This window comes from Acidocella aminolytica 101 = DSM 11237, from assembly GCF_900129125.1.
Classification (GTDB): domain Bacteria; phylum Pseudomonadota; class Alphaproteobacteria; order Acetobacterales; family Acetobacteraceae; genus Acidocella; species Acidocella aminolytica.
The window spans coordinates 1-26,569 of sequence record NZ_FQVJ01000043.1 but is presented as its reverse complement, the minus strand read 5'-3'; the positions used below and the strand labels follow the sequence as shown (position 1 = coordinate 26,569).

Sequence of the window (26,569 nt, the reverse complement as noted above, 5' to 3'; positions counted from 1 at the left end):
ACATGACAGCAACCGCACGACCCTTCGACATCCTAGCCTCCCCAAGTTTAAGGTTTAGCCAGAATGTAGACTACTTTCCGATCAGGACACTAGTTTGTTCAGCTGCGCCACCTTTGGTTCTATACGCTTATCAGCCTCTACCAGCCGCCGCCCATGGCACGAAACAACGACACGTCGTCCTGCGCGGTATCGACCCGGTTAAGGGCGAGCTGATCCTGCGCCCGCAGCAATTGCCGGTCGGCATCCAGAGCATCGGTGAGCGGGATCGCGCCTTGGCTGTAGGCATCCTGAGCGCTGGCGCGGGAGCGGCGCAGCGCCGCCACCTCGTTTTGTAACTCAGCCTGTCGACTTTCATCCTGGGCCAGCGCCATGAAGGCGTTCTCCACATCTCCGGCCGCGTTCAGCACCGTGTTGCGGTAATCGGCGAGCGCCTCGGCATAGCCGCCCTTGGCTTGCAGAACTTCGTCGTCAATCTTGCCGAACTCGAACAAGCGCCAGCGCAGCCCCGTCACCGCCTGCGGTTGAAACGCGGCGCTGGTGAAAAGCTGTCCCGCATCCAGGCTTTCAAAACCGAGAAGACCGGATATGGAAATTTTTGGATAATATTGTGAAACGGCGACGCCAATGCGGGCGCTGGCGGCATGCAACTGCGCCCGTGCAGCGATAATATCCGGCCGGTGCTGTAGCATCTGCTGAGGTGTTGCACTGGCAGGAAGCGAGGGCAACGCGACAGGCTGCGGGCCTGGCGGCAGCTTCCGCGCATAGGTTCCGGGCTGCCGGCCCAGCAGAATGTCCAGCCGGTTATACTGGGCCTCTAGATCCGTGCGCAAAGGCGGCATAAAGGCGCGCGCCTGGTAGAGCAGCGCCTCGGCTTGGTCCACTTCGCGGTCCGTGGCGCTGCCCGCCGCATGGCGCTGTTGCACCAAGCTGAGCAAATGTGCGTCCGTATCTACCTGTCGCTGCGCGAGTGCCAGCCGGGCTTGGTCACCCCGGATCTGGAAATAGCTGTCCGCGACCTCCGCCACCACGATCACTCGTGTGCCCGCATCTTCCGCCGCCGCCGCTTTAGCCTCGGCGCTTGCCGCTTCGGCGCCCCGGCGTAACCCGCCGAACAAGTCAATCTCCCAACTCGCCGCCGCGCCGACATCATAAAGCCGCTGGTCGCGATGATAGCCCGGCAGGTTTTCACCAATTTTGCCAAGCGGGCTGTATAGGGATTGATGTTCCGCAACCGCCTGGGCATTCAGGCCGAGATTGGGCAGCAATTGCGCATCGGCCTCACCGGCCGCGGCGCGGGCCTGTTGCGAGCGTGCCAAGGCGGCTGCCAAACTCAGATTTTGTGCCAATGCTTGCTGCACCAAATGTTCTAGAACCGGATCTTCGAAACCACGCCAATAGACATCGAGCGATGTGACCGGACCGCTTGGCGCCACCAGCGTGGCATTATGAAACGGGGCCAGTCCCGAGTGCGGCGCGTGATAATCTGGCCCCACCTCACAGCCTGACAGCGCCAGCGCCGCCAGGCCCAACAGCAGCAGCTGGCTCCGGCGGGGCCGCGCTGTCCGGGGGCGGCTTGCGGCTTCCTCTCCCGGCTTGCACCGGCCCCAGAGCTGATCAGAGCGCGGCATATCCTGTATCTCCTTGGCGAATGAGACAGGGAGGTATATATGAGTGATGAATATGTCAAGACATCACTATTTACAACCGGAGCCGCCCGCCCAGGTGGCTCAGTTGGTGGAATCACCCCTCTTGGGTAAGATAAGGCGATGAAGAAACCCACTGCCGAAACCGTAATGCCCCCAACGGCGGGCCAGCGCGGCCCTGCTGAGCATGACCGGCGCGCCCAGATCATTGAGGCGGCGGATGCCTATTTCCGCCATTACGGCTACAACAAGACCACGGTTGCCGATCTGGCCAAGGCAATTGGCCTGTCGACGGCCTATATCTATAAATTCTTCGACTCAAAACAGGCCGTTGGCGAGGCGATATGCGGCAAATGTCTTGGCATCATCCTGGATGAGCTGACCAAGATTGCCCATGCGAAGCGCCCCGCCGACGAACGGCTGGCGGAGATGTACATAAGCATCGCGCGGGAGTCCGAACGGCGCTTCTTCCACGATCGGCGGCTGCACGACATCATCAATATTGCACGCGCCAGCCAGTGGCAGATCGCCAAGGACCATCAGGCCGCCGTGCTGGAACTGATCCTGCACGTGGTGGCTGAGGGGCGCGCTGCTGGCGAGTTCGAGACCGACTCCTCGCTGTTCAAGACCTGCAACGCCGTCGCCGAGACCTTTCTCCTTGTTTGGCATCCGGTGCTCTTGGAGGAAAGGCTGGACGGGCTGGAGGAACGCGCCGCGGAGATCAGCGCCCTCGTGCTGCGAGGGCTGAGAAAAAAGTAGATGAGTGACGAATTGACAATATAGTCACACATTCATAGGTATGTCTCCAACGTTATGTTGGAGCGTTGCCGATGCCGTGCCGGAAGAGTTGGGGTCATTCAGCCGTCGCGTTTGCGGCTTTGCTGTGTTTTACCGGTTGCAAAGCCACTCAGTCAGACCCGCGAACCGCGCCGCCGCAGGTCGCCCTGGCCATCGCCGCGCCGGCACACCCGGCTGAACTCGGCTTTACCGGCGTTGTTGCCGCTCGGGTGCAGAGCGATTTAGGCTTTCGAGTGGGAGGAATGGTGGTCGCGCGGCTCGTTGACCGCGGCCAACGCGTGAAAGCCGGCCAACCGCTGATGCGGCTCGACCCGACGGATTTTGACCATGCGGTGACAGCACAAATCGCCGCCGTGGCTTCGGCGCAGGCCAATCTGACGCAAGCCGAGGCGGATGCGGCGCGCGATGCCAAGCTGGTTGGCTCTGGCTCGGTCTCCACACAGGATTATATCGACAAGAAAGCCGCAGCTGCTGCCGCCCGCGCGCAACTGGACGCCGCGAAGGCGCAGCTCAAGATCGCCCAGGATAATCTGCGTTACAGCACGCTCTACGCTGATGCAGACGGCGTTGTTGTCAATTACTTGGCCAATCCAGGGCAAGTGGTCGCCGCTGGACAAACAGTTGTCATTTTAGCCCAATCGGGACCGCGAGAAGCAGCTATTGACCTGCCCGAGGGCTTGCGTCCCGCTATCGGATCGATTGCCAAAGCAAGTCTCTATGGTGATGGCAAGGTACAGGCAAATGCGGTTCTACGAGAATTGTCGGACGCCGCCGACCCAGTGACCCGCACCTTCGCGGCCCGTTATGTGCTGCAGGGCCCGATGGCTCATGCCCCACTGGGGACGACTGTAACGATCTATCTAACCGATCACGCTTCGCCGCAAGCCGTGCAGATCCCGATCGCTGCGGTTTACGATCCTGGCTCGGGGCCTGGCGTCTGGTTGTATGACAAGACCAACGGCAGCGTTCATTTCCAGCATGTGAGCGAGAGCGAAATCGGAGAAGAAACGATTACGATCAACCATGGCCTTACCGTTGGTCAGGAAATCGTCGCCATGGGCGCGAACCTACTGCATGAGGGCGAAAAAGTGCGGATCGCCGCCCCGCAGGGAGCGGCGCCGTGAGCCGTTTCAACCTTACCACGTTGGCCGTGCGCGAGGGGTCGGTCACCCTTTTCTTCATTATCGCTACGATCCTTGCGGGTATTTTCGCCTATCTCAACCTCGGCCGCGCGGAAGATCCGCCGTTTACTGTAAAGGTGTTGACTGTTACCGCAGCCTGGCCTGGGGCTACCGCGAAGGAAATGCAAAACCTTGTGGCTGATCCGCTGGAGAAGCGGATGCAGGAGCTGCAATGGTACGATCACACGACTACAATTTCGCGTCCTGGCCTCATGCTTATGAAAGTCACTTTAAAGGACACAACCCCACCGGCCGACGTTCCCGAAGAGTTTTATCAGGCGCGCAAAAAATTAGGCGATCAAGCCCATGCTCTGCCAGAAGGAGTCATTGGCCCCTTCATCAATGATGAATATGGTGATGTTACCTTTGCCCTCTACGCTTTAAAAGCTCCTAGACTACCACAACGCCTGCTACTGCCGGAAGCCGAACGTCTGCGCGAACGGCTGCTGCATGTTCCCGGTGTCAAAAAGGTAAATATCTTGGGAGAACGGCCTCAGGAAATATTTATTAATATATCAGATCAGAAGCTCGCCACGATCGGTATCGGTGCCAACGCTATCTTTGAGGCTTTGAAACAAGAAAACGATGTTGTTCCGGAGGGTTCAATCGACACTAAGGGACCTCAAGTTTTCATTCGTGTTGATCGTCCATATAGTAAGCTACAGGCTATCCGAAACACTCCCATTGTTGCAAATGGGCGTGTATTCAAGTTGTCGGATATCGCAACTATCAAGCGCGGCTATCAAGATCCGCCGACCTATCTAATTCGCAATGGCGGTCAGCCAGCATTAGAGCTTGGCGTTGTGATGCGTGAAGGCTGGAACGGGCTTACGCTCGGCAAGGCTCTGGACCGCGAACAATCCAAGATTGACGCCATCCTCCCCGCCGGAATGAGCTTCACGATGGTCACCAACCAATCCGTGAACATCTCGCAGGCATTCGACGAATTCATGCAGAAATTCGCTGAAGCGATAGCCGTGGTGATGATCGTCTCGCTCATCAGCCTGGGCTGGCGTGTGGGCATTGTTGTTGCCACGGCCATTCCCCTTGTTCTGGCTGCCGTTTTTGTTGTCATGCTGGTGACCGGGCGTGAATTCGACCGCATCACGCTCGGCTCTCTTATTATTGCACTCGGCCTGCTTGTGGATGATGCGATCATCGTCACCGAACTCATGATGGTGAAGCTGGAGGAGGGGTGGGAGAGACTGCTCGCCGCCTCATATTCTTGGCAACAGACGGCAGCACCAACCTTGGCTGGCACACTCATCACCATCGCCGGCTTCATGCCTGTAGGGTTCGCGCGGTCCACTGCGGGGGAATATGCAGGCAATATTTTTTGGGTCGTCGGCTTTGCCCTCCTTGTTTCCTGGGTATTCGCGGTCACCTTTACTCCCTACCTCGGCGTCAAACTCTTGCCCAACGTGAAGCCCGTGGAAGGTGGTCACGACGCTATCTACGCGACCCCCCGTTACAACCAGTTGCGCCGGCTGATCAAATCTGTGGTAAAACGGAAATACCTTGTAGCTGGTGTGGTCGTGGGCGCACTCCTGCTTGCTGGAATCGGGATGGGATTCGTTAAGCAACAATTCTTCCCTTCCTCCGATCGGACAGAAGTGCTCGTTGATGTCCAGTTGCCGGAAGGGACTAGCATTGAAACCACCGAGGCAAGTGTCATCAAGGTGGAAGACTGGCTGCTGAAGCAGCCCCAGGCAAAAATTGTGACCTCCTATATAGGCCAGGGCGCGCCGCGGTTCTTCCTAGCCTACAATCCGGAACTGCCTGATCCTTCCTACGCCAAGATCATCGTTCTGACCCCAAGCCAGAAGGCGCGCGACGCGCTCGAATGGCATCTGCGAGCCGCGGTTGCCAACGGGCTGGCACCGGAGGCACGGGTGCGCGCCACACAACTGGTCTTTGGTCCGCCTTCTCCCTATCCGGTAGCCTTCCGTGTGATGGGCCCCGATGTCAGTCAAGTGCGGGCCATCGCCCAGCAGGTCGCGGCGGTGATGCGCGCCAATCCTCACACGCGCGGAGTGAATACGGATTGGGGGCAGTTGCAGCCGACCGTGCATTTCGTGCTCGACCAGAGCCGCCTGCAGCAGATGGGTCTGACCTCCGAGGATGTTGCCGAGCAATTGCAGTTCCTGCTCACCGGCGTACCAATCACTCAGGTGCGCGGTGCGATCCGGACGGAAGAAATCGTTGCCCGCAGCCAGGGCGATACGCGGCTGGACCCGGCGAAACTCGGCCAGTTCATCCTTACCACCAAAACAGGCAAGCCGGTGCCGCTAAGCCAGATCGGAACCATCCGGATCGACCAAGAGTATCCCTACATGATCCGCCGGGACCGCATTCCCACTATTACCGTGCAAAGTGATATCGACGCAGCCACGCAACCACCGCAGGTTTCCATGGAGGTAATGAAGGCCCTGCGGCCGCTCATCTCTAAGCTGCCGGAGGGCTATAAAATCGAGATGGGAGGCTCTATCGAACAGGCAACCAAGGCCAACAAGGCACTGGTGCCGATCTTTCCGGTGATGATTCTGGTGCAACTCGCCATATTGGTGCTGCAGGTGCGTTCGATCTCGGCCATGGCTATGGTATTCTTGACTGCACCGCTCGGTTTGATCGGAGCAGTGCCTGTTCTGCTGCTATTCCATCAGCCATTCGGGTTCAATGCCATTCTTGGCTTGATCGCTCTCTCCGGCATATTGATGCGCAATACGCTGATCTTGATGGGCCAGATCGCGACCAACCGGCGCAACGGGATGGACGAGTTTCGGGCGGTCGTAGAGGCAACGGTGCAACGCACCCGGCCGGTACTGCTGACCGCGCTCGCCGCCGTGCTCGCCTTCATCCCGCTGACATCGTCGGTGTTCTGGGGGGCGATGGCCTATACGCTGATTGGCGGCACAATCGGCGGAACCGTGCTGATTATTCTGTTCCTGCCGGCTCTGTATTCAATCTGGTTCAGAATTACGCCGCCGCCCGTCCCGACACACAACCAAATCGAAGGAACTAAGATTCATGGGTAAAAAAGTTGTATTGGTTACTGGCGCGTCCTCCGGCATTGGCCAGGCTACGGCCGAATTGCTGGCACGCAAAGGCTATAAAGTTTTCGGCAGTGTCCGATCGCTCGAAAATGCGCAAACGATTGAAGGCGTCACACCTCTGCGGATCGATGTTCGGGATGACGTCTCGATCAAGGCTGCTGTCGACGGCGTTCTTCAGCAAGAAGGTCGGATCGATATTCTCATCAATAATGCCGGCTACTCGATTGTCGGCGCAGTTGAAGAAACCAGCCCAGAAGAGGCCATGGCACTGTTCGATACGAATGTGTTCGGCGTACTACGCATGTCGCGGGCTGTTCTGCCTGCGATGCGTGGCCAAGGAGATGGTCGAATCATCAATCTGAGCTCAGTACTGGGCTTTCTGCCGGCACCTTTTATGGGTATCTATGCGGCGACGAAGCATGCCGTCGAAGGTCTGTCGGAAAGTCTCGACCATGAGGTCCGACATTTCGGCATTCGCGTCGTACTAATCGAGCCAAGCTTTACCCGCACAGGACTCGACACGAATGCTGCTCCTACAGCTCAGCGTCTTCCAGCCTACACAGATCAGTTTGAGCGCACGATCGCCGCTGTTACCGCGAAAATTCAGGCCGCACCGGAACCCATGAAAGTGGCAGAGCAAATCCTGCAGTCAATCGAACAACCTTATCAAATGCGACGACCCGGCGACAAAAGGGCGGCCCTCCTGAGCAAGCTGCGTCGATTCATGCCAGCTGGGCCGGTTGATAAGAGCTTACGCAAGGAATTTGCCCTCTCCTAGGAAAAAATTCACGTCTAGCTGGTTGTTGTAATCGTTCCTGTGTTGGCCAGACAAAATTGCTGCGATTGTTCCTGCGTCCTTAAGCCTCAGCACGCCCGGATTATCAAAATCAAATCAGGCTTTTATTAGAGATGCCACCGCCCCGCCGTTCAGCGCTCCAGGTTCGCGCCAGGTTCAGGGCGGCTTGCTCGCCGCTTTCGAGGATTTGTGTGGACAAAGCCGGATCATTCACAGCGCGCGCCATCTGGAGGCAACCCAGCAATGTGCCGAAGAGGCCGATGGCAAGGCTGTCTCGCGCCTCGGCATTCATCTCCGGCGGCAACAGGCTGGCAATCTGGTCAAGCAAGCGCCGCAAACGGGTGGTGAACGCAGCTCTTGTTTCCGGCTCATGCCTGGCAATTTCGCTCACCAGCGCGGCGGCGGCGCAGCCGCGCTCTGGCGTGTCACGATGGGCGGGGCGCAGATAGAATCTGACCAGCGCCTCCAGGCTGTCCGCGCCCTGCGCTTGATCCAGTACCTCCTGGCGGCTGGCATAGTTTTGGCTCAACGCCTCTTCTAGCGCGGCGCGCACGAGTTCCTCCTTGGAAGCGAAATGGGCGTAGAAACCGCCATGAGTCAGCCCGGCATCGGCCATCAATCCGGCGATGCCTGTTGCGGCAACCCCATCCTTCCGGAATTTATGCGACGCGGTTTCGATAATGCGCCGCCTCGTCTGCTCCTTGTGGCCTTTTTCAAACCGCATTTACTTTACCTCGCACCCATAAAATTGTGATTGACATATTATATGATGATTATCATCTAATAGGCAATCTCTCTCACATTTGCCTTCCTAAAGGACCGCCCATGGCATACAAAAATCCGCTCGGAACAGCCCTAATCACTGGCGCTTCTAGCGGCATTGGCGCCGTATATGCAGAACGCTTAGCCCGGCGCGGGCACGATTTGATCCTCGTCGCGCGCGATGAGGCGAGGCTGAACGCGCTTGCGGAGCAGTTTCGCGTCCGCCATGGCGTGGATGTGATGGTAATTCCAGCAGACCTTTCTAGAGAAACCGACCTGATAACCGTTGAGGTCTGGTTGGAGAACGATCCTTCGATCTCTGTCTTCGTGAATAATGCGGGTATCGCCGGACTGGGAGCGCTGGCCGAGATGCACCCGCGAGACATCGGCGCCATCATCCAGATTAATGTCCACGCCGCAGCGATCCTTGCGGCAGCGGCCGCCCGTGCCTTCACGGTTCGCGGAGCCGGTCGGATCGTCAATATCGCCTCTGTGCTGGCGTTGGTCACCGATCGATTCAACCCGGTCTACAACGCCAGCAAGGCTTTCCTTTTCAGCCTCAGCCAGTCGATGAGTACCGAGTTGGCGCCACATGGCATCAAAGTACAAGCGGTGCTGCCCGGCATGACCCGCACTGAGATATTGGCCCGGGCCGGAGGTGACATGTCTGCCATGCCCCCCGAAATGGTCATGGAGGTAGAAGAATTGGTTGATGCCGCCCTCGCTGGGTTCGACCGCAGCGAAGATGTCACCATTCCCTCCTTACCCGACGAAGCGGAGTTCGAAGCCTTTATGCAGGCCCAGAAAAAGATGTTGCCCAACCTTTCTCGAAGTCACGCCGCAGAGCGTTACCGCACGGGCTTGGTAGCATGAGTGACACAACCATAAGCGATGCCAGCGCGTCACGATCCGTTAGGGCAAAGCGCCCCAGGCGTGCCTTGATGTTGGGTGGCGGCGCTCTTCTATTTTGCGCTGGTCTAGCAGGGGGCATCAATTATTTGCGTTATGGTCAATATATCCAATCCACTGACGATGCCTATGTCGGAGGAAATATTTCCGCTTTAACCTCTCAGGTCAGCGGCCTCGTGACGGAGGTGGCCGTCACGGATAATGAAGCAGTGCATAAAGGCCAGTTGCTCATCCAACTCGACGACCGCCCTTACCGCGCGGCTCTAGCCAAAGCGCAGGCGGATGTGCAAGCTACCAAGGCGGCCAAAGCTAATTTAATCGCACAGGCTACGCTGCAGGATGCCTTGGTAGATGAAGCACGGGCCAAAATCGCCTCCGCCGACGCCGCTCTGCCGCTCGCTACGGCCAATCGCACGCGCTACGATAATCTAGCGCGCATTAATGCCGCTTCGAAGCAGCAGGCCCAGGCAGCCGGCACAGCCTACACGCAAGCTGTGGCGGCGGCACAAAGAGCACACGCGGCGCTAAAAGCAGCACAGGCTAAGCTGACCGTGATTCAGAGTGAACAGGCAGAGGCGCAAGCAAATCTCGATGCTGCCGAGGCCCAAGCAAGAATTTCAGCCCTGAACCTACAATATACCCAAATACGTGCCCCGTTTGACGGCACAGTCGGCGACCGCGCGGCCCATGTGGGCGACTATGCCAAAGCAGGCGCCCCTCTGCTCTCCCTGGTTCCTGCCAACGGTCTATGGGTGGACGCCAATTTTAAGGAAGACCAACTCGCCCATATGCATCCCGGCCAGACGGTACGCATCAGCGCCGATATCTCGCCGGACACCCGCATCACCGGCACCGTGCAAAGCCTCGCCCCGGCATCCGGCGCCGTGTTCAGCATCCTGCCGGCCGAGAATGCCACGGGCAATTTCACCAAGATCGTACAGCGTGTTCCCGTCCGCATCCTGCTGAATGGCGATGCGGGCAACCTTGGCCTGCTGCGCCCCGGCCTTTCGGTCACGGCCTCGGTGAACACGAAATGAGGTCGATCCTGCCCTTCGCCGTGATGTGCGTGGGCATGTTCGCGGCCCTACTGGATATCCAGGTCGTCGCCTCTTCCCTGCAGGATATCGGCGGTGGTCTCTCGGCCGCTCAGGATGAAATTGGCTGGGTGCAAACCGCCTATTTAATCGCTGAAATCATTGTGATCCCGCTTTCTGGGTGGCTGACGCGTGTATTTTCTACGCGCTGGCTGTTCACCATTTCCGCTGCCGGCTTCACACTTTCCAGCATGCTCTGCGGGTTGGCGTGGAATATCGACAGCATGATCGTCTTTCGCGCGCTGCAAGGCTTACTTGGCGCCTCAATGATCCCGACGGTCTTTACCTCCTCATTTCACTATTTCCAGGGCCAGAAGCGGGTTTACGCGGCGGCGGTCATCGGCACCATAGCCTCTATGGCGCCCAGCCTCGGGCCGGTGATCGGCGGCTATATCACCGACGCGTTAAACTGGCACTGGCTGTTCTACATCAACCTCATCCCCGGCCTGCTGGTGACGGTCTTCGCGGCGTTGCTCATTGATATCGACAAACCCAATTTGTCACTCCTGCGCAAAGCCGATTATCCAGGCATCGCATTGATGGCGGTGGGGCTGGGTACGCTCGAATATTTCCTAGAGGAAGGCTCACGCTGGAATTGGTTCGATGACAGCACCATCAAATATTGCGCCTGGATTGCCTTCGCTTCGTTGAGCCTCTTCATCCTCCGCAGCTTGGCTGTAAAAAATCCAGTGGTGGATTTCAGGGCGTTGCTCAACCTAAACTTCACAATCGGCTGTATTCTTTCATTTGTCGTCGGTATTGGTATGTTCGCGACGATTTACCTGACTCCCTTATTTCTCGGCTATGTCAGAGGATTTTCCGCCTGGCAGACGGGCATGACTATCTTCCCCACTGGCCTCGCATCCATCGCCGGAGTGCCGGTCTACATCATGCTCGCGAAGCGTTTCGACCTTCGCTGGCTGATGATGGCGGGGCTGGTCTGCTTCGGACTGGGCATGTGGAGCTTCTCCTATATCACCAGCGAGTGGGGGTGGCAGCAGCTTCTTGTGCCGCAGATCCTGCGCGGCTTTCCGCAGGTATTCTGCGTGGCTCCCTCCGTTACGCTGGGCCTGGGTAGTCTGCCGCCAGCGCGGCTGAAATATGCCAGCGGCCTGTTCAACATGATGCGTAATCTGGGCGGCGCGGTGGGCATCGCTCTGTGCGGCGCCGTACTGAACGACCGTACGAATTTTCACTTCATGGTACTGGCCTCGAACCTTAACGCCACACGGCCGCAGGTGTCTGGCATGCTGCAAACACTCTCCGCCCAGTTCGGCACCACCCAGCGCGCCCTGAAGGAGATATGGCATATGACCTACGCGCAGGCTCAAACCATGGCTTATGCTGATGCGTTTTGTGCCATCGCCCTGGCCTTTGCGGTGGCGGTATGTTTGGCTCCTCTGCTGAGACAAGTTACCCAGCCCACTGCTCCTCAAGCCGAGCATTGAGGCCACAGCTAGAAGCAACACCAAGGGGCTAGCCAATTGATGGGCTGCATTTTGCGAGAGGCGACCTGGCAAGCCTTCGATCAATGGCGACAAGTCCCAGGCCAATCAGCGCCATCCAACCGAATGGCCGGGAGGCGATGCATTCTCCCAGCACCAACAGGAACAGGCTGAAGGAATGTGACCAGCAGTTGATTGATTCCTGCGACGGTCACCAGGCTGCGGAATAGAGGATGTAGAACCATACGGTCTGCTCAAGCACGTTCACATCCCCGAAATGGCCATGGCGATTGAGCGTTTGAGTGGCGGCTGAGAGGCTAGGCTGCTGTTCACGCCGCATTTGGTGCCTATGAACCCTGTCTTGCTCGCCAAGATTATTGCCGGGGCATCGTCACTACGGAGTAATTCAACGGCGCAGCCCAACGCTTCCATGCCGAGCGGGCTTTGGTCCACGTGACCGACATGTCGCCGTGGACCAAATGGACGGCTGGCTCGAATTTTTCCTACGCCACTTATGCGACCGATCCAGAACGTAATATGGTGATTGCGATGGGCGTGGCTGGCAATCTTGGAAAGCGAGCGGCTGGCTAGGCGATGCAGGATGCAATTCAGATATGCTGCCTGTCGGAAACCGTGGGGTTAGAGCACGCGTCTATTTGGGCTTGAAGGGGAAGAGTGAGGGCATTCCCCAACGTTGGCGCTGGAAGGCAACGCTCACGGGGACACCGCCTTCAACAGGAGTTGCTGCGCAGGGTTGAGCTTGTCGGCGAGTGTGCTTGGCACGCCAGCCTGTCGGAGTGTTGCGTCGATCGGGTGGAAGGCGATCGCCGTCTGGCCATCGCCCCGCACCCGTACAAGCACGCGTAAGGGTAGGTCGAGCGCGGTCAATGGCGACGCGAGCATGATCGGCGTACCGCCTTTCGGATTCCCGTAGGTAAGGACCGTTGTTGGCGGCATGCTCAACCCAACGTCGTGTGCACCGGCGTGATGGTCGATCCGGCTGAAGAGGGTCAGGCCAGCCTGCGTGATAGCGGCCGTCAGACGCTCGAGCGTGGCCTCGAAGGTGTACGCCGATAGGCTTTCGTGAATGTCTGTGTTGCTCATGATCTTGCTCCTGCCCAGACCGCATCAAAAGGTCCAACATTTGGCCACACCGTCGACTGCAGACGCTTCGGCGAGAAGCTCTTGCCAAGGGCCGTTCCACTTATGAGTCAGAGCCAAATCTCCGCGCAAATCAACCCCCTCCCATAAGCACTGATCCAGGACATGGTGTCGGGCGAGCGCTCGGCATCATGAGCAAGTTTGTTCTGATGAAAAGAACGTTATATGCTATTTGATCTTTCTAAAAGAACAATATAATATTCTCTAGTCTAATGTGAAAATAAGTGATCGATATCACTTCGTCGCAGTAAAGAGGCTCGCGGATGAGTAATGCCAGTAGGCTGGCCATAAAAATTGGCATGCTTGAATTAAAGAACCCGATAATTGCGGCGGCAGCGGAACATATGATCGATGAGTCGGGCGTGTGCGCTGCTATCGCCGCTGGCGCAGGGGCCGTCGTGGTGAAATCAACCAATGAATCGGAAGTAGCCAAGGACCAGTTGCAGCGCGCCGAATATATTGCACTTGACCCCTCGTGGAATGCTGTACCGTGGAATAAACACACGGCGGAAAATGTGACCTTGGCAACTCGTTCTGGGTTAAGCCCCCTACAATTTTCCGAATGGCTTAACAGTATAGTGGCGCTTGATTGTATAGCACGTAAACATGAAACTTTGTTGATCCCCAGCTTAGTTCTGAGCCATTTGGACGCTTCACTCTCCATGGCAAAAGAGATTGAGCAGGCTGGGCTGCGTGTACTGGAATTGAATATTGGTACGCCCTACGGAAGCCTAGCAACAGAACGAGCTGTCGCGACTGAGCTTGATCCAAAGCGTGTTAGCGAAATAGTGCATGCCACGTGTTCTACTGTCTCGATACCTGTATGGATCAAAATTACTGGTCAGAGCGAGCGTGTGCCAGAGTTAGCGGAGGCAGCGTTTGCCGCCGGGGCTCAATCAGTGGTCATGGCGGGGCGATTGCTTGGCCTGATTCCTGACCTGGAAACAATGGAGCCTTTGCTGGGCACTTCGCTTGGTATCGGCGGCTTTTGGAATTTGCCTTTGACTTGTCAATGGTTGGCTCTTACCCGCCAGCGTCTTGGTGCCGAAAAGCCCTTAATAGGCTTAAACGGCGTACGTAACGGTAGGGATGCCGCACGCATGATATTGGCCGGTGCAACAGGAGTTGGCATGGCATCCGCTGTAATGCTTCGTGGACCGCAAGTTCTCACCGGGGCAATAGAGCAACTTAACGAATATCTTATATCAAAAAATATGACGGCCCAGTCCTTAATAGGGCTGGCTGCTGACCGTCGGCGAGCTTTCAGCGACATGGAATTGCGCACTGATCATTGGCGCAGCTTCGTGGGCTCGTAGCTCTTCATTTACATCAAGCCTGTTCTCAATGGGAGATGGCGATAATTATTTAGTCTGAACGTTATTCACCTGCCTTTGGTTAGCAGTGCGAAAGAGATGTAGAGGTAAGGATATAGGTATGCGCGTGAATGTTGAGTGTCGGGAAATCGTACGAAAAATTGAAGGACGGCTCGGACTTATAACTCTTGATCGTCCAAAAGCCCTCAACGCTTTGAATGTTGAAATGGTGGAGACGCTCGACGAAATTTTGGAGGATTGGGCCTTCAATCCCTTGATCGATGCTGTGCTTGTCCGTAGCTCTTCCGCGCGGGCATTCTGCGCGGGCGGTGATGTCCGATCCATAGGCACGCTTTCCGATGCGACGGAACGCTGTGCCCTGGGACGTCGCTTTTTCAATGCAGAATATAGGATGAATTACCGGATCAACCGGTTTCCAAAACCCTTTATCGCATTGCTCGATGGCGTTGCGATGGGGGGAGGGTTGGGATTATCGGTTCATGGGTCTCATCGCGTAGTGAGTGAGACCGTACGCATAGCTATGCCTGAAACCATTTTGGGCCTGTTTCCCGATGTTGGCGCCACTTGGTTCTTCTCTCGTAGTCCAGGTGCAATCGGCCGCTATCTCGCCCTCGTTGGCACTCATCTGGATACGGCCGATGCTCTAGCTGCGGGGTTGGCGACGCATCATGTGCCGGCGGCGAAATTTAATACCCTCACCGCAGCGTTGATCGCCGCACCCGAGCTCGATCATGCCGGCGTTGACGCGATCTTGGCGGGCTTCGTCCGCCCAGTTGAAGAGAGCGTACTGGCACAGCGCGCTTCTTTGATTGACGAGATTTTTGCGGCTGATAGTCTGCGCTTTGTAATCGATCGAATCGCTGCGTTAGCGCCTGCGGCGCCCTGGGCGGCAGAGGTGCAGGCAACATTGCGCCGCGCCTCTCCCACCAGCCTTTGCATCACTTGGGCACGTATGCTGGCTGGGAAGGGACAAGCGATCGACCAGGTGCTAAGAGATGACTTCCGCTTAGCGGTGCGTATTGTCGGTCAGCACGATTTTCCCGAAGGGGTACGTGCCATTCTGATCGAAAAAGATCAAAACGCGCATTGGAGCCCGGCAAGTATAGATGAGGTGAACGAAAGGAAGATCGCCGCTTTGTTCGCTCCACTTGAGAAGGATCTCGAACTACCCGAGGGGCTATAAGAATATCGACGGATTTGGAAATATCCGGACACCGCCTTTTGGATCAGCGCAACGTATCGAGGGACGCGCTAAATCATACGGTAGCGGCTCTGTGGGACGATTTTGCGCGTCAACTCTGGAGCGTCAGTTTTGTACAGCATTTACGCCGTCCAAAATCACCTTGTAAATGGAAAGCGGTTCCCGGTATCTGCCTTGCGTCTCGACTAGTGCGTCGCTATCCATTCGCCGGAGGAAAATGACAACGAAGCGCACAAACTCTTGGCGTTGAGGTGTCGAGTACGCCTTGGTAAATTGGAAGCCATTTCGTGATCAGCCTCGCGAACGCCAATCGCGCTCCGCATCAGGTTGAAGCGGCTCCTTTGGTGCGGGGCAGGGGAGCGCCTGCGCTACCGCGACGACGTGTGCTTGCCATTGCCGCAGGTAGGCTTCGCGTGAGGCGGCGTCAACACGCGGTGCGGCATAAGCAACGAAGGGCTCGTGCGTCTGAAAGCCCATATAGCGCAAGACCAGTTTCTGGATCGGGCGGAGCACAATATCGATTTCACCATAAGCGCCGCCTGATGAAAATCGTTCGGCGGTACCGCCAGTTGTCACTCCCAAAAGTGCATGCTTGCCTTTGAACAAGCCAGTCTCAAAGCGTCGCCCATCGATATAGGCGAAGCCATAGGCCAGCACACGATCGATCCACCCCTTTAAGATGGCAGGTGCACCGCCCCACCAGAGCGGAAATTGCAAGATCAGAAGGTCGGCAGTATGCACACGCGCTTGTTCACGCGTGAGATCGGCGGCGAAACCGGAGCTTCGCGCCGCATGAAGTTGCTCTGCCTGATAGTGAAAATGTTCAGCATCAAGAGTATCTAGAAAGTCATGCCGTCCGGCGACGGGAGTAAAGCCTTGTGCGTAGAGATCGGAGATTTCTACCGTATGGCCGGCTTCGTACAATGCCGTAGATGCGGCCCTGGTTAGGGCCGCATTGAAGGAGTTTGGATCAGGGTGGGCGTGAACGATCAAAGCGTGCATATTGACCTCTTAGGAGTTCAGAGGCGCGGTGCTGGGAGGCCGAGCATATGGTCGAGCGAGATGACTAAGAAGGCACTCACGACGAAGCCATTGCGCGGTGCGATCCGCGTCTTCGGAAAATAGTAGGTATCTTGGTTGATAAGATACTGCGCGGTCGGCGCCAGCATCACGCCTGGCGCTAGATGGATGTCATAGCTCACTTCAAAGGAATATTCGTTGCGTGGTTGCGGATCGGCATTGCCACCGGCCAGGATACGGGCGACCGTTTCCGAATGTGCAAAATCCGAACCGAGCTGCAAGTAATGTACGCGAAAGCCGAAATGGTCGTATGGGCGGCCAGGAATAACTCCGGTGAAAATGCCGCCCAGCCAAGCCTCCAAATCGAAATTCTGCCCCCCGTTCAGCGGTGCGAACAGTCCCCATGTAAGCGCAATATTCTTTGGTTGCGCGCCGACAGCATGCTGCCTTGCGCCAACCCATACCACCTGCCGCCCTTCGGCGAACATACCTATAGGATCGGGCTCCGAGGCTTTGGGATCCTTGGTGTAGATCTGCACCGGCCGACCGAGTGCGGAGAGATAGGGATTGGTGTGTGGCGTGGTGTCGCCCCAAAGGCCAAATTCGTAATGGGCGGGGAAAGCGGCGGTCTTGAATGTAGTCGTATACCCGAACTCACCGACGCCGAGGGTACCGGTACTGTGGTTGGTACTGAAATGTAAGCCATTAGTGTTGAGGTTATAGGCGTTGTCTTCGAACCCGCCGGCTTGCAAGTACCAAGCACGTGTGACTTGATAGCGCGCCAACCCCGACCAGGAGGCATAGCGCAGCGGCATCAGTGGCGTGTCGCCAGCCATAAGGGCCGGTTCACAATTGAACGGGTTATCACAATTCTGTCTCCAGAAATAGCGCAGCACGTTGGAGCGCCCGACCTCAAAATCCAGCCGACCGATCTTCTGTTCATAGGTAAGCATGTTGAGCACGACAGGCGAATGGTATTTCAGGTAGTTGATTGTCCCCAGCATGCTACCTTGATTGGTGAGCATGTGAGAATTACTGCGCAGGCCGTAGACCGTCGTTGCCTCGTGGATTGTTGCCCCCTTAAGCCCGATTATCTTTTCGAGATTAAAATCTGCATTGATACCGAATAGGCCAAGGTTGCCGGTCTGGTTCTCGATGATCCCACTACCTGGATTGGCAATAAAGTCATCAACATAATTGAGATCGATACGAATGCCATGCTGATCGAGCCTTTGCGCCGCTGCTTTGAGTGGCGGCACGTCGATCAGCGTAGGCGGCGAAGCCAAGGTGGTGGCAACATCTTGGTTGGGCGGTATTGTTCCAGCCAGCGCGTTCGCCGCCGGCAGGGTACAGAGCAGGACACACATCCTCGCTAGACGAGACGTCATTGTTTCTCCCAGTATTTTATTATGTAATTTTATTTTCTTGTATGGTTGGGCAGAGCTTCCCGCATTACGCAGGAAGCGGATACTCATCTGCGTTCAGTACCCAGCCATTCTGCTGTGAAAAATCCATACGCGGGCCGCAGAATATATCGACAAGTTGGTTAACGCCTGCTCCCTTCGCCTCGGTAGTGTGGATTGCAGGGGCGGGAATGATGGCAAGAGACGGCGTGCCGCAGATCTCATGCTCGTCATCACGCCAATTTGTCATGTTAGTGGTCCAAGGCCAGCGCAAATGATGCGTGAAGCTGCCGGCTAGAGCCAGTGAGCCCTGTTCGAAATCGTCATGATGGTGAGGCGACATTTTGGTTGGATCACGAGGTCCGTTGCTTGGATCGAGATAGTTTATCATGAAGGTTGTGCATCGAAAAATTCGTCCGAAGCGTCCTTGGGTCGGAGGAACATCCAAGCTATAGGCCCGGACTTTATAGCCACTAGGCGGTGCTGGCCAGGGTTCTAACGGGGCGACTCGAGGGTTTGGCACATCGTAATGCCTTTCGTTGGCGCATTTTTCCAGCAAGTCGGTGGCCTGCACGGTGAACAGCCGGACGATGCGGCCTGCGGTGCGCATGACAATCTCGCTATCGCCAGGTGGCACGATAATAAGCGAAAAGCCGTTTACTAATACGCGCTCAGTAGAGGTGATGATCTCTGCTTGACTGTCGGTATCCGGCAGTAACACGACATATTCATCGGCTTGGCCAAAGCGTTTTAGAAGTTCGCCGGTTGCGGCATTCGCCTGCAGTTCGCTATATGCTAGGATAAAATTCTGTCCACGCGCATACCATTGTTGGAGTCCGGGCGTTTGTTCCGCTGCAGCACTCTCGTAAAATTTCACGTAACTAGATGCAGAAAACGCGCCGGGCGCGATTTTCACTGCCGGTTGGGCCAAGCCTGATCTTGGATCGCTATTGTCGTACATTCCCCCTCCATTTGTTTGAGGCTCAGTGCGCTGTTCATGGTTTCGAACGCGGAGACCAGGGTGCTTGTCGCACCACCTTATCAGCATGGAGGGAGTTTATGGTGTTCTGATTATAAGATCAATAAGTTTTTTTGTTCTGTTTATAAGAACGTCATTGTGTTGCTTCGACGCGGTAGCCGAGCAGTCGGGAGATCTCAACGGCTGCGCTGGTCAGCGCCTCGATTTGCTCATCACGCGGGATCTCGGCGATATGCTGTACGGAATCAACGATGCCCAGGCTACCGATCAGCGTGCCGGCGCCGTCACGAATAGGGGCGGCTAGTGTGTTAACGCCGATCAATGCCTCGTTTGGCGCTACCGCCCAGCCACGCAAGCGGATCTCATCGATTTCCTTGCGCAGTGCCTCGACATTGGTGTTGGTGTAGGACGTCATTTTCGTGAGTGGGCTGGCAAGAACACGTTCGCAAAGCTCTGGTTCAGCAAAAGCCAGGGAGATTTTCCCTTGGGAGCTGCAATGAAATGGCAAAATCGAACCTGGCTTGACATTGATCTCAATTGCAGATTTCCCGGCCATGGTGGCGAGGACGCGATTTCCCTCCGTGTCAAGCTGGGAGATCACCACGGAATAGCCCAAAGCCTCGCGCAGTCCTATCATGACCCCGCGACTGATCTGGGCGAGGTCGAACGCTTCGGCGATGCGCCGCCCTAGCATGATCAGCCGTGCACCGATTGTATATTTCTCCGAGGTTTCCAGTTGCACGACATAGCCTTGTGCAACCAAGGTTTGCAAATGCCGGTGCACGCGGCTTTTGGAGGTGCCGAAGCTGTCTGCTAGCGCTGTAACCCCAACACCGTTGCTGTGCTGTGCCAGTCGTTCAAGAATTTGCAGGCTCAGCGAGACAGCCTGGACGCCATCATGATTTGTCTGTCCCGTAATACGTGGCATGAAATGCTCCCGATAATTTCGAAAATTCCACTGGTTAAGCTCAGTAATCGATTTGCCCAGTCTACAAAGATGCGCCGCGTTCCAACAACATAGTCAAAAACCCGCTTGACAAGCGGCGTCATACTGAACATGTTCTTATCAACGGACTTGTTGTTCTTATAAACAGAACACAAGCATTGTCAAAAAATAAATTCCTATAGGAGGATCCCTTGCCAGCCACTAGCTCGCAGGACAGCGCCGGTCTGCCAGCCCCCACTGATTTTCGCGCCCGCCTATCCCGGCAGGAGGTGCTAACCGGAACCTTCATCAAGACTCCAACGGGCCATGCTATCGAGATCTTCGGGGAACTCGGCTATGATTTCGTGGTCATCGACGAGGAGCATGCACCGTTCGACCGAGGTGCGATCGACAACGCGATCTTGGCCGCCCGTGCATCCGGAACGGCCGCCTTTGTAAGGATCGCATCGCCCAGCGCTTCCAACATCCTGTCTGTGCTCGATTGCGGCGCTACCGGTATCTTGGCACCGCATGTTGCCTCGGCAGCTAGGGCACGTGAGATTGCCGCGGCGGCGCGCTATAAAGGCGGTAAGCGAGGCTTCTCGGGCTCGCCGCGCGCGGGTGGATACGGCGCGGTGCCAATGTGGTCGCATGTCGAAGCGCAAGACCGGATGGTGACTGTGATCGCACAGATCGAGGATCCCGAGGCGCTTGATGAAATCGAGGAGATTGCCAGGACGGAAGGCGTTGATGCATTGTTTCTTGGTCGTGGTGATCTCTCCGTTGCCCTGGGCGCGGCTTCGCCGGAAGCCGGGGAGGTGAAGCATGCGTGCGCCAAAGTCATTGCAGCGGCGCGCGACGCTGGCAAACCCGTGGCGGCGTTTGTCGGCAGCGCCCGCGAAGCACAGGCTCTGCACGCGCTGGGGGTCTGTGCTTTTATCGTCTCTTCCGATCAGGGGTTCATGCGTGAGGCAGCCAAAGCGGCGCTTGTCGGGATGCGACAGATTGGAGAGAACGCGGTGCCAGTCACGGGTAAGGAGGGAGCGCTGGCATGAGCGGGCCTGCCACAGCTCAACCGCGCACAGCGGAAATCGAGGCACATGTTGACATACTGATGCACGGTGCCATCGATTTGCATTGCCATAGTGGGCCTTCGACGATGCCGCGTTTGGTTGATCATCAGGCTGCGTTCGAGCAAGCAGCTGCAGCGGGCATGCGGGCCATTCTGTTTAAGGATCATTATTATCCCACCGGCCCGTTTGCGGAGATGCTGAAGGAACGCTTTCCCGGGAGGGCAACCGAGCCGATCGGCAGCGTGGTGCTGAACAATGCGGTGGGCGGTCTCAATCCATATGCTGTCGAGCATGCGCTGAAGGTGGGCGGACGGATGGTATGGATGCCAACGCAATCCGCGGCTAACCATATCCGTGAAGGGCATCGCAAGGTCCTTCTGGCGACCAAGACACCAATGCGCAAACCTACCGCCATCACGATACTCACCCCTCATGGTGAACTGCTGCCAGAGGTGGGCGAAGTGCTGGATGTTGTGGCGCAATATGATGCGACTTTATCCAGTGGTCATTTGCATATTAGTGAAATTTGGCCGCTATTTGACGAAGCCAGGCGCAGAGGGGTGAAGCGGCTTGTGGTCAACCACCCAACCTACACGGTCGGCGCCAGCTTTGCCGATCTAAAAGAGCTGGCCGGACAAGGCGTTTGGCTGGAACATTCGATCTGTATGTTCGTCCCCGGCCGTTTTCAATGCTTTGGCACGGCGCATTTGCAAGACGTTCTGAAGGCCGGCACTCTGGCCCAGAGCTTCTTTGGCTCTGATCTAGGCCAGATAAACAATCCGACGCCTGTTGAAGGCTTTCGTGAACTAATTAGGCTTTTGCTGAACCTAGGCTTTTCGCAGGATGAGATACGGCGATTGACTGGGGATAATGCGGCAGAAGCGATCGGGTTGGCCTCAAATGCCCGAGTGGCCGTTCAGACGTTCGAACAAGCTGTCTGAAGAGACGCGCCATCTTCCAGGTGACCATGAAGACTCTAAATCAAAAAGCAATAAGCGGAGGAAAAAATGTCCAAACCAACACCGTTTCTGACACCCGACGAACGTAAGATTTTTATTAGTTCCGCCGGTGGCTGGGGTCTGGATGCTATGGATATCTGCATCTTCAGCTTGGTCATCCCTAGCTTGCTAGCTGCCTTCACCATCGGCCGCGGCAGTGTTGGCATTCTCGCGACTGCGGCATTGATCTCCTCTGCCTTTGGCGGCTGGCTTGGTGGCATCCTGTCAGACAAAGTCGGTCGGCTTGTGGTGTTGCGCTGGACCATCGCTTGGTTTTCGGTGGCGACCATTATTTGTGGTTTGGTACACGGCTACACCACGTTTCTGGTCTTTCGCATCCTGCAGGGCTTTGGTTTTGGCGGCGAATGGGCGGTGGGTGCAGTCCTGATGGGCGAGATCATCCGGAGCGAGAAGCGCGGTAAGGTGGTTGGCGCGGTACAGAGCGCCTACGCGGTCGGCTGGGGAGTAGCGCTGATTTTATTCTCCGCCGTGTTCAGCTTGATCTCGGGACCCGATGCGTGGCGCTATCTCTTCGTCATTGCCGGGGTGCTGGGCTTCCCACTATTCGTGCTGCGGATGCGCATGAAGTTGCCGACCGAATATCTGGACCGCGCGCAAACTCTGCGTCGGGCATATCAACGTGATGCTGGTTCGACCGGGTTCGGAGATATTTTTAAGCCTCCATATGTCTCACGCACGGTGATTGCATCACTCATGTGTCTTGGCATCCAGGGGGGCGGCTACTGCCTCACGGTCTGGTTGCCAACCTTCCTTCAGCAATCCCGCCATCTCTCGGTTCTTCATACCACTGGCTACTTAGCTGTCTTTGTGGTTGGCTCGTTCTGCGGTTATCTTGGCGCCGCCTATCTCAGCGACCTTATTGGGCGCAGAATGAAAATCATTCTATTTGCCGTCGGTGCGCTAGTGATCGTGGTTAGCTATCTTACCTTGCCGATCACCGACAACATAATGATGGTTTTAGGTTTCCCGCTCGGATTTTTCATGCTGGGCATCTATAGTGGCCTCGGCCCGTTGCTTACCGAACTCTATCCGATGCGGCTGCGTGGCGCCGGCCAGGGTTTTTGCTATAATTTCGGACGTGGCCTTGGCGCGGTGTTGCCGGCAGTGGTTGGATTTCTAAGCCTGCAGTTGGGATTGGCCCAGTCTATCGTGGTATTCTCCGGAGCCTGCTATGTTCTTGTCTGCCTTTGTGCCTTTCTGCTGCCAGAGACCACAGCGTTGAAGTTGGAGACACGCGAACAAGAGGACCAACTGTTTTTGGACGCGCGCCGGCGCGAACCTTCGGCCGTTCGCGAAGTGGAAGAGCGTGCCGTGCCCTCCCACAAGCTTTAATTTTGTTCTGAGCAAAGGTCTGATTCAAATCATGAAGCGTGCCGAGAAAGTCATTATCACCTGCGCTATCACTGGTAGCATCCATACGCCATCAATGTCGCCGCATCTCCCGATAACCCCTGATCAGATCGCCGCGGAATCGATTGCGGCTGCGGAGGCGGGGGCAGCGATGATCCATCTGCACGCTCGCGATCCGCGCACCGGCGAGCCGGACCAGACACCTGCGCGCTACATGGAATTTCTACCACGGATCAAGCAGCAGACGAATGCGATCATCAACATCACCACCGGCGGTGGACTGGGGATGTCGCTGGAAGAGCGCCTTGCCCCAGCACTGGCCACGAAGCCTGAAATTGCCTCAATGAACATGGGGTCGTTCAATTTCAATATATCCGGTGCTGCCGCGCGCATCGATAAATTCAATCATGAGTGGGAAAAGCCTTACCTCGAAGGGACCAGGGATTTTATCCTCTCAAATACCTTCGCGCAGATTGAGCGAGGTATGCGCTCGATGGGTGATAACGGTACCCGCTTCGAATTCGAGTGCTACGATATCGGCCATCTCTATAATCTCGCGCATTTTGTAGATCGCGGTATCGTTAAGCCGCCTTTCTTCATTCAGGGCATTTTCGGGATTCTCGGTGGTATGGGGCCGGATCTTGAAAATTTGATGCATGTTCGGCTCACTGCGGACCGGTTGTTTGGTGATAATTACCATCTCTCCGCTCTCGGTGCCGGCCGTCACCAGATGCGCTTTGCCACGCTTAACGCATTGGCGGGTGGTAATGTCCGCGTTGGGCTGGAGGACAGCCTGTTTGTCGGCAAAGGCCAGCTCGCCACTTCGAATGCCGAACAGGTGCGGAAGATACGCGCAATTCTCGCCGAACTCAGCATGGACATTGCGACTCCCGATGAGGCTCGGGCAATGCTTGAGACGAAAGGTAGGAATCATGTCGCATTCTGAACGGATGCAAGTCGAACAGGCAAAATCATGAACGAGGATAAGATGGATATAGTGACAGAGACTACACCTGAACTGGATGCGCGCATTGCCGGATTGCTGCGTGGTGCGGTCGATACCCATGTGCATAGCGGCCCGTCTATTGCGGCGCGTGGACTGGACCATCTGGAGCTAGTGCGCGTTGCTGATGCGGCGGGCTTTGCCGCAGTGGTGACCAAAGACCATGATTATGCTGGCGTGGCGACTGCTAGGCTGATCACGGACAATTTTCCGGAGCTTAAGACGAAGATTTTCTCTTCGATTGTACTCAATAACGTTGTCGGGGGTATGAACCCCTATGCGGTGGAACATACTGCGGCAATGGGTGGCAAGATCGTCTGGCTGCCTACTCTGGCGGCGGAAAACCATTTGCAATGGGAAAAGCAAGCCTCTTTCCAGCACCCGGCTTCGACCAAAAAGATGCGTCACGCGAGTCCCGTACCGGTGCTCACATCGGATAAGAAAGTACGCGACGATGCAAAAGAGATTCTCGATATTGTCGCGAGGAACGACATGGTTCTGGCGAGTGGGCATATTCATGTCAGCGAAACCTGGGTCGTGTTCGAGGAGGCGCAGAAGCGCGGGGTTAAGCGTCTTGTTTTCACTCATCCAGAAGATATCGTTGGCGCCTCTTTGAACGATGTGAAGGGGATCGCTGCCATGGGAGCCTATATCGAGCATTCATTGGCTATGTTTCTGCCAGGCAGTAAGTTCCGAACGAAGACTGAGGACGACCTACGCCAACATATCGAAGCTGGCGGTGTCGGTCAGACGATTCTTTGCTCCGATCTCGGTCAGCTTGGTACGATCAGCCCGCTTGACGGGTTTAGGCAAGGCATCAAAATCTGTATCGACCTGGGTTATAGTGACGACCAAATTCGACAAATGGTCTCAGCAAATGCCTCCGAAGTTTTGGGGCTTAACGTTGAGGTCGCCTAATTTGACTAGCCCAGGTAAGAATCACACTCAAGAGGGATATTGTCTCTAGGAGCCTGTCCTGGTAATCTTTACGGCAGCAATTATCTGCATTAGCCCCGTGTTTTCATTTGCGGCGCTCCCCCTCAAGCGGTGAGTTTTGCGAGGTTATGGGCGGTGCAGATCATTGCCCATTCTGCTTTGACCTTATCGATACCGCGGAGGAGGAACTGCCGGAAGGCTCTGGCCTGCTTGATGTGTCCAAACACGGGTTCGACGGTGTATTTTCGGATACGGTACCGGCTTCGATGTCCGCCTTTTCGGAGCCTGGCGCGCATGGCTTGAACCAGCTTGCCGCCTTTTTTGCCGCTGCCTGGCTTGCTTGCGCGCCCGGCCGCCACATAGCCGCGAACCGTGCGCGCGTTGAGGCCCTCAAGATTGGCCTCCGAACAGAATCCGTTATCGGCGGAGACTTCATTGGGCATCTCGCCGGTGTTGTCCTCGATCGCATCGAGCAGCGTCAGCAGGGCGTCTTGATCAGAACCGTTGTTGGTGAGCCGGTGCGCCACGATGATCTGTGCGCCGGCATCGACCGCGGCCTGCGCATTATACGCCTGGATGAAGCCATCGCGGCCTTTCATGATCCGGCTTTCCGGATCGGTGAAATTGCGCTGCGCCTTGGGCTTTGGTTTGCCTGGCTCGTGTTTTGGGGTTTTGCCCGGCCGGGGTTTGGCACTGCCGTCAGGGTTTGCTGGCGGCGGCGGCCGGGCGGCTTCCGCGGCGCGGGCTTCGGCCTCGAGCTCAGCCTTGGCGGCGCGGATGCGCGCCAGCCGCGCCTGCTTGTCACGCATCCAGTCGGGCGGTTCGTCACCGCGGCGCGTGCTGCCGTGGGTGGCATCTTCGGCCGCATCCTCGGCTGCCGCGCGCGCCAGCCACGCGTCCACCTCGCGGGTGAGTTCAGCCTCGGCCTCAACCATGCGGGCGTAACTCATCGCCTTATGCTTGGAGGCATTGGCTTTGATCTTGGTGCCGTCAACAGCAACATGAGCCAGTTCAGCCAGACCCGCCTTGCGGCACAGCGCCAGCACCTGCACGAACAGCCCAGCCAACGCAGCAAGGTGGCGGCGGCGGAATTCGCTGATGGTCCGGAAGTCCGGCTGGTTGAGTGCCGTCACCGCCTGAAAATCCAGCCGCTCCTCGCAGCCGCGCGCGATCCGGCGCGACGAATAAACACCGCTGCGATAGGCATACAGCAGCAGCGCGACCATCATCGCCGGATGATAAGGCGGATAGCCCTTCATCTCGGTGTAGGCTCCCATAATCGCGGAAAGATCAAGCTCCTCGCTGACCAGATCGCGGATCAGGTGGGCCGGATGGCCGGCGGGGACGAAGTCCGCCACCGAAGGCGGAAGCAGCCAGACTTCATCGGTCTTCCAAGGGCGAAACACTTTGCTCATCGAAAAACAGAATCACGACGCAACCATCTTGTCGAGTGAATTTAGCCCGTTACCGGGACAGGCTCCTAG

24 protein-coding genes are annotated in these 26,569 nt (G+C 56.7%); 15 read left to right on the top strand and 9 right to left on the bottom strand.

Features of this window, described 5'->3' with window-relative positions:
• Positions 1–137 precede the first annotated feature (137 nt).
• Positions 138–1,628, bottom strand: coding sequence for an efflux transporter outer membrane subunit (locus BUB54_RS17015; protein ID WP_082075746.1), 1,491 nt, complete (start codon positions 1,626–1,628; stop codon positions 138–140).
• A gap of 138 nt (positions 1,629–1,766) precedes the next feature.
• Between BUB54_RS17015 and BUB54_RS17010 the strand changes: the two genes are divergently transcribed.
• The 4 genes from BUB54_RS17010 (at position 1,767) to BUB54_RS16995 (ending at position 7,453) form a co-directional block, all read left to right on the top strand.
• Positions 1,767–2,402: a TetR/AcrR family transcriptional regulator gene (locus BUB54_RS17010; protein WP_048879951.1), complete on the top strand. Its 636-nt coding sequence runs from the start codon at positions 1,767–1,769 to the stop codon at positions 2,400–2,402.
• A 71-nt stretch (positions 2,403–2,473) separates the two neighbouring features.
• Positions 2,474–3,565 carry an efflux RND transporter periplasmic adaptor subunit gene (locus BUB54_RS17005; RefSeq protein ID WP_052948427.1) on the top strand — a complete coding sequence of 364 codons (1,092 nt, stop codon included), beginning with the start codon at positions 2,474–2,476 and terminating at the stop codon, positions 3,563–3,565.
• A complete protein-coding gene (locus tag BUB54_RS17000) occupies positions 3,562–6,657 on the top strand; it encodes an efflux RND transporter permease subunit (RefSeq protein WP_048879952.1) in 3,096 nt (1,031 codons plus the stop codon). The genes BUB54_RS17005 and BUB54_RS17000 overlap by 4 nt, the downstream gene beginning before the upstream one ends.
• Positions 6,650–7,453: an oxidoreductase gene (locus BUB54_RS16995; protein ID WP_048879953.1), complete on the top strand. Its 804-nt coding sequence runs from the start codon at positions 6,650–6,652 to the stop codon at positions 7,451–7,453. The genes BUB54_RS17000 and BUB54_RS16995 overlap by 8 nt, the downstream gene beginning before the upstream one ends.
• 109 nt (positions 7,454–7,562) lie before the next feature.
• On the opposite strand, the gene BUB54_RS16990 is transcribed toward BUB54_RS16995, so the two are convergent.
• Positions 7,563–8,195, bottom strand: a complete 633-nt coding sequence (locus BUB54_RS16990) for a TetR/AcrR family transcriptional regulator (RefSeq protein WP_048879954.1) — start codon at positions 8,193–8,195, stop codon at positions 7,563–7,565.
• 101 nt (positions 8,196–8,296) lie between these two features.
• Here BUB54_RS16990 and BUB54_RS16985 point away from each other — a divergent pair, with 101 nt between their 5' ends.
• Genes BUB54_RS16985 through BUB54_RS16975 form a run of 3 tightly spaced genes read left to right on the top strand, consistent with a single transcriptional unit; the run spans position 8,297 to position 11,684 of the window.
• Entirely contained in the window at positions 8,297–9,106 is an 810-nt protein-coding gene (locus BUB54_RS16985; RefSeq protein WP_048879955.1) for an SDR family NAD(P)-dependent oxidoreductase, read from the top strand.
• Complete coding sequence (locus BUB54_RS16980; RefSeq protein WP_048879956.1) at positions 9,103–10,179, top strand: HlyD family secretion protein; 1,077 nt, start codon at positions 9,103–9,105, stop codon at positions 10,177–10,179. The genes BUB54_RS16985 and BUB54_RS16980 overlap by 4 nt, the downstream gene beginning before the upstream one ends.
• Positions 10,176–11,684, top strand: coding sequence for a DHA2 family efflux MFS transporter permease subunit (locus BUB54_RS16975; protein WP_048879957.1), 1,509 nt, complete (start codon positions 10,176–10,178; stop codon positions 11,682–11,684). The genes BUB54_RS16980 and BUB54_RS16975 overlap by 4 nt, the downstream gene beginning before the upstream one ends.
• 208 nt (positions 11,685–11,892) lie before the next feature.
• Here the strand turns inward: BUB54_RS16975 and BUB54_RS21870 are convergent, their stop codons facing one another.
• Positions 11,893–12,021: a hypothetical protein gene (locus BUB54_RS21870; RefSeq protein WP_264797816.1), complete on the bottom strand. Its 129-nt coding sequence runs from the start codon at positions 12,019–12,021 to the stop codon at positions 11,893–11,895.
• Positions 12,022–12,143: 122 nt separating this feature from the next.
• Here BUB54_RS21870 and BUB54_RS21865 point away from each other — a divergent pair, with 122 nt between their 5' ends.
• The gene (locus BUB54_RS21865; RefSeq protein ID WP_280521946.1) at positions 12,144–12,272 is read left to right on the top strand and encodes a hypothetical protein; all 129 of its coding nucleotides are present in this window, start codon (positions 12,144–12,146) and stop codon (positions 12,270–12,272) included.
• A 123-nt stretch (positions 12,273–12,395) separates the two neighbouring features.
• Here BUB54_RS21865 and BUB54_RS16970 read toward each other — a convergent pair whose 3' ends face one another.
• Positions 12,396–12,785, bottom strand: a complete 390-nt coding sequence (locus BUB54_RS16970) for a DUF302 domain-containing protein (protein ID WP_048879958.1) — start codon at positions 12,783–12,785, stop codon at positions 12,396–12,398.
• A gap of 320 nt (positions 12,786–13,105) precedes the next feature.
• Here BUB54_RS16970 and BUB54_RS16965 point away from each other — a divergent pair, with 320 nt between their 5' ends.
• Both BUB54_RS16965 and BUB54_RS16960 read left to right on the top strand, forming a co-directional pair.
• The gene (locus BUB54_RS16965) at positions 13,106–14,158 is read left to right on the top strand and encodes a beta/alpha barrel domain-containing protein (protein ID WP_048879959.1); all 1,053 of its coding nucleotides are present in this window, start codon (positions 13,106–13,108) and stop codon (positions 14,156–14,158) included.
• A gap of 118 nt (positions 14,159–14,276) precedes the next feature.
• A complete protein-coding gene (locus BUB54_RS16960) occupies positions 14,277–15,359 on the top strand; it encodes an enoyl-CoA hydratase/isomerase family protein (RefSeq protein WP_048879960.1) in 1,083 nt (360 codons plus the stop codon).
• A gap of 309 nt (positions 15,360–15,668) precedes the next feature.
• Here the strand turns inward: BUB54_RS16960 and BUB54_RS16955 are convergent, their stop codons facing one another.
• From BUB54_RS16955 to BUB54_RS16940, 4 genes are all read right to left on the bottom strand, one after another.
• Positions 15,669–16,379, bottom strand: coding sequence for an NAD(P)H-dependent oxidoreductase (locus BUB54_RS16955; RefSeq protein ID WP_073211959.1), 711 nt, complete (start codon positions 16,377–16,379; stop codon positions 15,669–15,671).
• Between the two features lie 17 nt (positions 16,380–16,396).
• Positions 16,397–17,872 carry a carbohydrate porin gene (locus BUB54_RS16950; protein ID WP_082075747.1) on the bottom strand — a complete coding sequence of 492 codons (1,476 nt, stop codon included), beginning with the start codon at positions 17,870–17,872 and terminating at the stop codon, positions 16,397–16,399.
• Positions 17,850–18,761: a cupin domain-containing protein gene (locus tag BUB54_RS16945; protein WP_048879962.1), complete on the bottom strand. Its 912-nt coding sequence runs from the start codon at positions 18,759–18,761 to the stop codon at positions 17,850–17,852. Before BUB54_RS16945 ends, BUB54_RS16950 begins: the two co-directional genes overlap by 23 nt.
• A 151-nt stretch (positions 18,762–18,912) precedes the next feature.
• Positions 18,913–19,707: an IclR family transcriptional regulator gene (locus BUB54_RS16940; RefSeq protein ID WP_048879963.1), complete on the bottom strand. Its 795-nt coding sequence runs from the start codon at positions 19,705–19,707 to the stop codon at positions 18,913–18,915.
• Between the two features lie 209 nt (positions 19,708–19,916).
• Between BUB54_RS16940 and BUB54_RS16935 the strand changes: the two genes are divergently transcribed.
• From BUB54_RS16935 to BUB54_RS16915, 5 genes are all read left to right on the top strand, one after another.
• On the top strand, positions 19,917–20,759 hold the full coding sequence (locus BUB54_RS16935; protein ID WP_073211958.1) for an HpcH/HpaI aldolase family protein: 843 nt from the start codon (positions 19,917–19,919) through the stop codon (positions 20,757–20,759).
• Positions 20,756–21,718: a DUF6282 family protein gene (locus tag BUB54_RS16930; RefSeq protein ID WP_048879964.1), complete on the top strand. Its 963-nt coding sequence runs from the start codon at positions 20,756–20,758 to the stop codon at positions 21,716–21,718. The genes BUB54_RS16935 and BUB54_RS16930 overlap by 4 nt, the downstream gene beginning before the upstream one ends.
• Positions 21,719–21,784: 66 nt before the next feature.
• Complete coding sequence (locus tag BUB54_RS16925; RefSeq protein WP_048879965.1) at positions 21,785–23,128, top strand: MFS transporter; 1,344 nt, start codon at positions 21,785–21,787, stop codon at positions 23,126–23,128.
• A gap of 31 nt (positions 23,129–23,159) precedes the next feature.
• Complete coding sequence (locus tag BUB54_RS16920) at positions 23,160–24,092, top strand: BKACE family enzyme (protein ID WP_048879970.1); 933 nt, start codon at positions 23,160–23,162, stop codon at positions 24,090–24,092.
• Between the two features lie 27 nt (positions 24,093–24,119).
• Positions 24,120–25,067, top strand: a complete 948-nt coding sequence (locus tag BUB54_RS16915) for a DUF6282 family protein (protein WP_241869443.1) — start codon at positions 24,120–24,122, stop codon at positions 25,065–25,067.
• Positions 25,068–25,189: 122 nt separating this feature from the next.
• Here the strand turns inward: BUB54_RS16915 and BUB54_RS16910 are convergent, their stop codons facing one another.
• The gene (locus BUB54_RS16910; RefSeq protein ID WP_073211332.1) at positions 25,190–26,500 is read right to left on the bottom strand and encodes an IS1182 family transposase; all 1,311 of its coding nucleotides are present in this window, start codon (positions 26,498–26,500) and stop codon (positions 25,190–25,192) included.
• Between the last annotated feature and the right edge of the window lie 69 nt (positions 26,501–26,569).